This is a genomic window from Oceanobacillus indicireducens (assembly GCF_014647195.1).
Lineage (GTDB): Bacteria > Bacillota > Bacilli > Bacillales > Amphibacillaceae > Oceanobacillus > Oceanobacillus indicireducens.
On record NZ_BMOS01000005.1, the window covers coordinates 161,734 to 170,421 of the forward strand.

Here is an 8,688-nt window from a genome sequence, read left to right on the forward strand (position 1 = left end):
TACGTCTATCCTCGGAGCAGTCCAGACACCTCGAGACTCCAGCAGGAGGATAGGCATAGGTGAGACCCCGCAGGGCGACAGCCCGAGGAGGCTCACCAGCCGCCTGCGGAAAGCGAGAGGTGTCTGGACTGCGGACCTCCAGAGACAGTTGCACTTACGCTGAATGAAAGTGTTGATTTTTCAGGTATGGGTTGGGTAAATGATGATTAGGAGGAATTAAATGACAACGTTCAATCAAGATTTTCTGATGGAATTATTAAATACCGCTTCCCCTTCCGGTATGGAGATGGATATTCAACGGAAATGGATGGCATACGTTAAAGAATTTGCTGATGAGGTGCGTACAGATAACGCTGGTAACGTGATTGGAATCCTGAACCCGGAAGCCCCGTTTAAAGTACTGCTGGCAGGACATAGTGATGAAATCGCCCTTGTCATCAACCGGATCGATGAACAAGGATATCTGCATTTTGACAAGGTGGGTGGAATCAATCCAAAGGCAGCAGTCGGAATGCGAGTCGATGTTTTTGGATACAATGGCAAAGTTACCGGTGTTATTGGAGTGAATGCCCAGCATCACGGTGGCTTAAAAGATGATTTCACTTTAGCGGATTTATTTATCGACTGTGGTTATAAAACAAAAGAAGAGGCAGAAAACGTTGTCCAAATTGGCGACCTCTGTGTATATAAGACAGAACCGGAAATCTTGCAGGACCGGTATATTGCCGGAAGAGGACTTGATAACCGGACAGGATCTTTCATCGTTGCAGAAGTTTTGAAACGCCTTGCGGATAAAAATATTCAAGTCGGAGTATATGCGGTGAGCACAGTAAATGAAGAAACAAATATGGGTGGTGCCTATTTTGCTGCAGCAGGAATTGAACCGACAATGGCAATTGCTTGTGATGTGACTTTTGCAACAGATTATCCTGGCGTGAATAAGAATAAATATGGAGATATTAAGCTTGAAGGCGGCCCAGTACTTGCAAAAGGTGCACCGATTAATATTAAAATAAACCAGCTTCTGGAAAAAGCGGCAGCAGATTTACAGCTGAACGTACAATATGAGCTGACTCCAAGGCATACAGGAACAGATGCAGATCGAATGCGCTTGACCGGAAAAGGTGTCCCTGTTTCCCTTGTTTCCCTGCCATTACGTTACATGCATTCTCCGGTGGAAACGACAAGTATTAAAGATATGGAAGAAGAAATTACCTTGCTTGTAGAGATGATTTCAAACCTTTCGGGTGACGAGAGCTTAAACCCACTTGACTAAAGGTGAAATAGTTTAGTGGCGGATAGACCTACCAATTAAAAAAGGTATGAGGAGAGTCTCACTAAATTGGTTAAAAATAGTGACCAAATACAGGAGAAAAGGCCTTGTTTTCTTAAACTTAGAAAACAAAGGCCTTTTTCTTATGTATCAGCTAGGTCAAATCTATCGTTTTTCTGTGCGCTATTCTTTGAAAATCTCTATTTGCAGTACTTTTTCCATGAATTATAGAAAAAATACCATGAATTCTATTAAATCTTCCTGTTTTCTATCAAAAGACCCATGAAGAGAAAGAGGAAAATATAATGCATATCTATTAATTTTGAGGATTCAGTAAAATAGCGACATAATTCGACAATTTATTGTTGCTAAACCTACTATACTAGGGTTAACACCTAGAATTTACCTGTCGCTAATTTCTGGGGAAATCGACAAGTTTGAAAAAAAGAGGAGGTTGATTTAATAAAACGTCGAAACTCCGGAAAGAAATTTTAAAAAAGGGAGGAAAAATCTTTGAGAGTTAAGCGCAAAAGACGAACGAAAGCTTTCAGTATTGCAGCAATTGTAGTCATGATCGTATCACTCATCCTGCCGGGTGCCGGACTTGCGCAATCAAAAGGCGAAGTTAGCCATTCGATGAACGATTCGCGTGAGCTTCAAGAACAGAAAGTGAATGAGCGTCTATTGGAGAGTTTCAAAGATGATGAGTTTGTTACTTTTCTAGTCAAGTTTACAGATAAGGCTGCAGTAGAAGATGTAGCGAAAAAGATGAGAGAAGATGCGGCAAAATCAAATCTATCACTTAGTCAAGCAGAGCATATGCAACGATCAGCTGTAATTGCTGAATTAAAAGAAACTTCCTTTGCATCACAGCAGCACGTGACAGAGTATATTGAACAGGAAATTGAAAACGGAAATGCCAAGGATTTTGTTTCCTATCATATTGTGAACGGCATGGCAGTCACAGCTACGAAAGAGGTTGCAGAAAAAATCGCTACTTTTTCTGAAGTGGAAAAATTACTGCCAAATGAAGTTCGACAGTTGAACACAACGGTATCGGAAAGAGCGGAAAAAGAGGAAGCAGAACTTGCGAATGTCGAATGGAACATTGAACGGGTCGGTGCTCCAGCTGCTTGGGAAATGGGGATCGATGGAACAGGCATGGTTGTGGCGAGCATTGACTCTGGCGTTCAGTGGGACCACCCAGCATTGAAAGAAAAGTACCGCGGTTATGATGCAAGCACGGGTGATGCGGATCACACGTATAGCTGGTTTGATGCTACGGCCGGAGAGGATACCCCGTACGATGATGACGGACATGGTACACATGTAACCGGTACAATGGTCGGGTCTGAGCCGGATGGTTCGAACCAAGTTGGAGTCGCTCCTGGTGCGAAGTGGATTGCTGTTAAGGCATTTACGGCAGCGGGTGGAACGGATACAGATTTACTTGCTGCAGCTGAGTGGATTATGGCTCCAGGCGGAGATGTCTCGCAAGCTCCTGATGTAGTGAATAACTCTTGGAGTGGTGGTTCGGGAATGGATGAATGGTACCGGGATGTTGTCATTGCCTGGCGCGCGGCAAATATTTTTCCTGAATTCTCAGCTGGTAATGTAACATTAACTAACCCAGGTGGACCAGGTTCGGTTGCTAACCCGGCAAACTACCCGGAATCTTTTGCGACAGGCGCAACGGATGTTAATGATGATTTAGCGAATTTCTCTTTACAAGGACCATCTCCTTATGACGAGATTAAGCCTGATATTTCAGCGCCAGGGGTGAATATTCGCTCAAGTGTACCTGGCAGTGGGTATGAAGGTGGTTGGAATGGAACTTCGATGGCAGGACCAGCCGTTTCAGGAGCTGTAGCGTTAATAAAACAAGCAAATGCGAATCTGACAGTTGATGAAATCGAGGAAATTCTATCTACTACGGCAACACCATTAACGGACGATACATTCCCTGAGTCACCGAATAACGGATATGGACACGGACTACTGGATGCATATGAAGCAGTATCTTCCGTTGTTTCCGGACTAGGTGTCATTGATGGGGCTGTAAGTAAAGATGGAGAGGATACAGAAGCACCAACTTATAGTCATGATGCCCCTGAAGTGATATATGCGGGTATGGATCTTGATGTAACAATTACTGCAGAAGATAATATAAGTGTAACCTCTGTAGAAGTTGTCTATGAGGATAACCGAATCAAAGCAAAGCGGGTATCAGGAGATCATTTGTCAGGTGAGTACACGGTAACTGTTCCAGGTGAGGATATTGAAGAGGGAACATTTGAGTATCACTTTGAAATCAATGATTTCGGAAATAATTCAGTAACAACAGATTCCTACAGTGTAACGGTAGAACCAGGAATTACAGTAGGTTATTTTGAGGATTTTGAAAAGGCACCTAGCGGATGGACGGTATTCGGAGAAAATAGCAGTTGGGAACACGGAATTCCAACTTCTGGGCCGGGTGAAGCCTTTTCCGGTGAAAATGTGTATGCAACAAATTTAAGCGGAAACTATAATAACTATGAAAATTCAACATTAGTCATGCCACCGATTGATTTACCTGAAGGAGAAGCATATTTACAATACAGTCAGTGGTACAATCTCGAGAATAACTGGGATTACGGGCATGTGTATATTTTTAGTGATATGGAAAACTGGGAACAGTTAGAGCGAATCACCAATGTTTCCGATGGCTGGATTGAGTCGGAAATTGATCTATCTGATTATAGCGGGGAAAGAGTTTATATCGGATTTAATCTGACTTCTGACATCAGCATTGCCCGAGATGGTTGGTATATTGATGATGTTGGGCTTGCTGATACGTCAAGAGGTGAGTCAGCACAAGCGCCGAACATCGGAATGAATTCTTCCGCTGGATTATTGTTAGGTCTTAATAGTATCGGAATGAAGAAGGCTCCAATTGATCCCGATAAATTAAAACCAGCATTTCCAGATGAAAAAGAATCGGTTAAAGAAGATGCAATTACACCTGCCGCTTTACCATTAGCTGCGACAGTAAGCGTGCTTGAAAGCGGAAGGTCAGTGAATACGAATCCTGCAGATGGGTCCTTCTCTATCACTCATGCTGCTGGTGACTTCACCGTAGTTGCAGAAAGTTATGGTTACCATCCTGCAGAAGAAAATGTAACAGTCGAGGCAGATGAATCAACAACAGTTAACTTTACTCTAGAAGAACAAGATGAATACACCGTTTCAGGTACGGTAACAGATGAAGTAACTGGTGAAGGAATTGCAGACGCTACACTTCTAATTGTAGAAGATGCGAATGTGGAAGCCGTTACGACAGATGAAAATGGTTCCTTTACGATCACTGCTTATGAAGGCGTATATACGCTAAAAGTACTAGCTCGTGGCTATCATGGAGCAGAAGTAGAAGCTGACTTTACTTCTGATGGTACGGTTAATATTGAATTAGAACCTTTCTACACCGTTCCGGGCGGAGAGATTGGCTATGATGATGGAACAGCGGAAAACGCTCGTGCATTCTATGATGCTGGTAATGGCTGGGCAGTTCGTATGTCCCTTGATGAAGGACAAGAATCGGCAATTGTAACGGATGGGGTTTTCCAATTCCATGATGACGATTGGCCAGTTCCAGGAGGTACGGAATTTGCCGTTGAGGTATGGGATGCAAGTGGGCCGGATGGCACTCCAGGTGAGCGAATTGCTGGCCCAGTTGAAGCAGAGGCAATTCGGAGTCTGGATGAGTGGACGGTTGTTGACTTAAGTGAACATGCGATTCAAGTAAATGGTGATTTCTATATGGTCTATATTCAACGAGATGTGAATACAAATGCACCGGGCCTAGCAACAGATGAAAACGGACCAAATGCTGAAAGAAGCTTCCAATATGTAGGCGGTGCATGGAATCAATCCCCGGCAGATGAAGGGAACTATATGATCCGTGCCAGAGTAAACTACGAGGTGGAAGAAGCGGTCATTACGTCTCCTGAAGATGGACTAATCACGAATGAAACAGAAGTTACGGTAGAAGGTACTGCTTCACCGACTACCTTCATTAAATTAGTGAATAATGGAGAAGAAGTAGATACTGTAGAAGTTGGAGATGACGGTAAGTTTGCAATTCCTGCAACGCTTGCGGAAGGTGATAATGAATTAGTTGCAGTTACCGTACTGGATGATACAGAAATTATGGAATCCGAACCTGTAGCAGTTGTCTTGGATACAGAAGCACCAGCACTGACCATCGACAATCCCGAAGACGGTGAGAAAACAAATCGTGAAACCGTAACGGTAGAAGGGACAGTTGAGGATGCTAATCTTGATTATGTCGAGGTAAACGGACAGCGCGCTAAGATTGATGATGGGAATTATTCTCTGCGAATTATTCTTGATGAAGGGATAAATGACATTGAAGTTATAGCGGCCGACTTGGCGGGCAATTCAACGTCTGAAGCTGTATCATTGGATGTCGACTTCACACCTCCTGCAATCGAGAATCTGACACCTGAAGAAGATGTGTACTTGGGTGCAGGGGAAAGCGTGAAGTTCGAATTTGATAGTGAGCCTGGCTTAAAGTCCACATTTGTCGTCCATATGCCGCTCACGAATGTGAATTCCAATCCGACTGAATTACCGATGATGGAAACATCTGAAGGACATTATGTCGGCTACTGGACAGCAACAAGCAATGTTGTTGCAGAAGGAGCAGTTATCGAAGTAATCGCAGTCGATGATTATGGGAATGAAACAAGAGCTCAAACAGACGGGAAACTATTTATTAATACAGATGAATGATGGAAAAGGTGCGGCGATCTTGCCGCACCTTCTTTCTTTGCTTGAGCACGTCTCTTGCAATTTATGAAAAATGTAGTATACTTATCATTAGTAATTGAATAATCGATTCTAATCTTCGGGGCAGGGTGCAATTCCCGACCGGCGGTGAGGGGTATGCTTACTCTAAGTCCGCGAACCATAATTTCAATTCTTATGGTTGATCTGGTGTAATTCCAGGACCGACAGTTACAGTCTGGATGGGAGAAGATGTCGAGCCAAATCAAGGTGCATTTTTATGTACCTTCACTTACTCTTGTATTCCCAAACCCTAAAGCCCCATTTACGGCTTTAGGGTTTTTCTGTCTTAAATGAAATTTTAAGACGCTGGAACAGAAGAGTTGTCAAAGTGGCAAGGCGATCCTTCATCACGAGTTAGAATCGGTTAGCAAAAGATGAAGGAGGAAGATGGAGATGCAAAAATCTGCAAAGCAATCTTCAAAGTTATTAAAACTTATTATTTTAGCACTGCTAGGATCAATCGCGCTCGTTTTATTTTTCTTAAACTTTCCGCTGCCGTTCCTACCACCATATTTAAAAATTGATTTTAGTGATGTGCCGGCATTGATGGCTTCACTTATTTTTTCACCACTTGCTGGTGTAGCTGTCGTTCTCATTAAGAACGTGCTTTATTTCGCGGTGTCTGGATCAGGGGACCCGGTCGGTGTTCTAGCGAATTTTCTTGCAGGTGTAATGTTTGTCCTTCCAGTTTCACTTATTTATCATAAGTTCCATAAAGGTGTAAAATCGATCGTTTCCGGCTTAGTTACAGGAACAATCGTTATGGCAGTTGGAATGTCTGTACTAAATTATTATGTTATTCTGCCCGCTTATGCATGGTTTATGGGGTGGGACATGAGTGAACAAATGGCGTGGGGCGCCGTGCTTGTTGGGGTGTTTCCATTTAACTTGCTGAAAGGAATTATTGTCGGAATGTTATTTGTTCCTGTGTTTATAAAAATGCGCAGCTGGATCGAACAGAAACAAACAAATTTAGCTGCATAATATACATTTAAAAAAAGGTTCGTCTCAAATAATTGAGACCGAACCTTTTTTCATGTCTTGGGGAAATATAATAGAACCTGATTATCTAGCAAAGGCTGTACTTTTTAAAAAGAATAGTAGGCAAGGTTATTGGCGAGTGATCCTGCCTACTAATCTTAGGGGTGTTTTTTTATTCTTCTTCCACAAGTGTTTTTGCAGTTGGGATAGCATCGAGTCTTTCTTCCGGTATCGGCTTTTGTGATACGACACTCATACCATACGTTTTATTATCAATCCGCTCCAGCGCTTCATCAATCGCTTGTAATCGTTCCTTGTGAACGAGTTCCATTCCAGCATCACGTTCTTGTTCAAACTGTTCGGTACCCACGTCAGCTGGATGATTGCCATAATCAGACAGTTCTTGAATCGAGTCGTTCGGTGATTTATTAGTAGATTGACTGGAAAGCTTTTCCGTTTCCGCTTTTAATTCGAGCAACCGCTTACGGAAATAAGCTAATTTATCATCTGAAAGATAGGTCTTCATCAAAATCGCTCCTTTTCATTCAGGCAACATTCAAGAAATTTAAGCAGTGACAAGTAAGCTTAGACAAATGCTGCAATGACGAGGGATATTCCAAGTAAGAAGCCGTAAATGGTGTTCGTTTTTCCAGTTGCAATCATTGCGGGCATCATTTCGAGTGGTTCGGTCTTACCGCGGAAGTTTTTGATGACTGTTACGGCTTTCGGTACGCTAAGGAAAGTGATTAGTGTCCAGATAGGCAAGAGACGTGCAATAATTAAAGCTAATGTCCAGCTGTAAGCAATGCTAAATAGTACTGCAAGCACGGTAATTGCTTTTTCCCTGCCGATCAGTACAGCAATAGTTTTTCTTCCGCCAGCTTTATCCCCGTCACGATCACGAATATTATTAGATAAATTGATGCTGCCGATAAAAATGGTAACTGGAATCGATATCCAAATTACTTCACTCGTAATTGTTAGGGTCTGGATGAAATACGTGATGCCGATAATGACTGTCCCCATTAGTACACCGGAAAACAACTCACCAAATGGTGTATATGAAATTGGAATAGGTCCTCCAGTATATAGATAACCGATTGCCATACATATTAAACCGATAATAGCAATCCACCAACTTGACTCGATACAAATATAAACACCAAGAATAACAGCAATTCCATAGAATGTAATAGCAAGACTTCGAATTGTTTTCGGCTTTATCCCGTCACGAACAATCGTGCCGCCGATCCCAACTGATTCCTCTGTATCTAGACCAAGTTTATAATCATAGTATTCATTAAACATATTTGTCGCAGCCTGAATTAATAAGGAGGCTACGAGCATGGCGAGAAATAAGGTCCAGTTGATGGTTCCATCATGATAAGCAAGCATCGTACCGACGAATACAGGGATAAACGATGCTGTGAGTGTGTGCGGACGCATCAAGCGCCACCAGACGTCAAAGCCTGATTTCTCGTTCAATGCCTCTTTTATTGAATTTTTATTAACAGTATCCATAAATGTTCCCCCTCCAAGCTATCCGTATTGTCAAAAGTTCTTTAGTAAAAACCTGTGTTTTT

The 8,688-nt window shown here is 42.5% G+C and carries 5 protein-coding genes and 1 riboswitch; of the genes, 3 read left to right on the forward strand and 2 right to left on the reverse strand.

The features are described from left to right. Positions 1–220 precede the first annotated feature (220 nt). The 3 genes from IEX94_RS05300 (at position 221) to IEX94_RS05310 (ending at position 7,108) form a co-directional block, all read left to right on the forward strand. Positions 221–1,276: a M20/M25/M40 family metallo-hydrolase gene (locus IEX94_RS05300; protein ID WP_188856327.1), complete on the forward strand. Its 1,056-nt coding sequence runs from the start codon at positions 221–223 to the stop codon at positions 1,274–1,276. A 510-nt stretch (positions 1,277–1,786) separates the two neighbouring features. After that, entirely contained in the window at positions 1,787–6,067 is a 4,281-nt protein-coding gene (locus IEX94_RS05305; RefSeq protein ID WP_308425581.1) for a S8 family peptidase, read from the forward strand. A 107-nt stretch (positions 6,068–6,174) separates the two neighbouring features. Further along, positions 6,175–6,319, forward strand: a riboswitch (FMN riboswitch). Positions 6,320–6,517: 198 nt separating this feature from the next. Further along, positions 6,518–7,108: an ECF transporter S component gene (locus tag IEX94_RS05310; protein WP_156855578.1), complete on the forward strand. Its 591-nt coding sequence runs from the start codon at positions 6,518–6,520 to the stop codon at positions 7,106–7,108. A 169-nt stretch (positions 7,109–7,277) separates the two neighbouring features. Here IEX94_RS05310 and IEX94_RS05315 read toward each other — a convergent pair whose 3' ends face one another. Continuing rightward, the gene (locus IEX94_RS05315) at positions 7,278–7,631 is read right to left on the reverse strand and encodes a TraR/DksA C4-type zinc finger protein (protein ID WP_188856328.1); all 354 of its coding nucleotides are present in this window, start codon (positions 7,629–7,631) and stop codon (positions 7,278–7,280) included. Positions 7,632–7,690: 59 nt separating this feature from the next. Further along, entirely contained in the window at positions 7,691–8,626 is a 936-nt protein-coding gene (locus tag IEX94_RS05320; RefSeq protein WP_188856329.1) for a 1,4-dihydroxy-2-naphthoate polyprenyltransferase, read from the reverse strand. Positions 8,627–8,688: the final 62 nt, after the last annotated feature.